This is a genomic window from Streptomyces sp. NH27 (genome assembly GCF_056859195.1).
In genome coordinates this window covers 1-1,022 of the sequence record NZ_JACEGK010000991.1, presented here as the reverse complement: position 1 = coordinate 1,022, position 1,022 = coordinate 1, and the positions used below count along the sequence as shown (strand labels likewise).

Annotated in this window: 1 protein-coding gene; it reads left to right on the top strand. The window is 74.3% G+C overall.

Features of this window, described 5'->3' with window-relative positions; genetic code table 11:
- Positions 1-1,022: AfsR/SARP family transcriptional regulator (locus AC13HU_RS37610; RefSeq protein WP_483046496.1), on the top strand; the 1,022-nt coding region annotated here is incomplete at both ends.

The following is a 1,022-nucleotide window of genomic DNA, read 5'->3' as shown; positions in this document are numbered from 1 at the left end:
GCCACCCCCTTGCCACGTTGCAGACCTACGTCTCCCACCTGCGCCGCGCGCTCGCCCTGGCCCGGGAACAGGGCGGCGGCCACGCCCGGCTCCGCCACCGCGCCCCCGGCTACGTTCTCGAAGTGGACCCCGAACTCGTCGACGTCTACCGGTTCGAGCGGCTCCTCGAACGCGGCCGTCGCTACGTCGCCGATCGCCGCTTCGACCTCGCCCGCGCCGACCTGACACAGGCGCTCTCGCTCTGGCGGGCCCAGCCGTACCTCGAACTCGTCTCCTACGGCCCCATCACGGACGAGATCGAACGCCTCGGACACCTGCGCCTGACCGCCCTGGAGGCGCAGGCCGACGCCTGTCTGGCCCTGGGCGACCCGGACTACCTGGTACGGGTGCTGTATCCGGAGGTCCAGCACAACCCCACCCACGAACGCCTGGTCGGCCAGCTGATGACCGGCCTGTACCACCTGGGCCGGCAGGCCGAGGCGCTGCGCCTGTACGAACAGACCCGCCGCCACCTCGCCGAGGAACTGGGCGTGGACCCTGGCGGCGAACTCCAGCGGGTACACGCGAACATCCTCCACCAGCGCCTCATCCTGCCCGAGCCACCGGCCCGGCCGGGGAGCGGGAAAACCGGCGTGGCCGGGGCGGACAGCAGGGGCCCGGCGGAGCCGAGCGGCCCGGGGCGGCCACGGGGAGCGGAGGCGTTCGCCGCCACCGCGGGCCCGACGGGGCCGGGACGGAGTGAACTGGACGCCGTGGACGGCTTGGTCGTCGGCATTGCCACGTTCTCCGGCATGAACACCGGCGGTGTCACGGGTTTCGGCAGCGCCGAGCACGCCGAGCACGCCGTGGACGAAGCGGCCGGCGCCGGGGCCGCGGGTGTCCCCGACGTCATCGGTGCCATGGGAGCCAGGGCCATCGCCGCCGAGTCCGCGGTGCACACCCTCGCGGGCCCGCCCGAGGCCGTGGTGGCGCACCCCGATGCCGTCGATCCGACCCCGCGTCCCCCCTTGCCGCCCCGCACC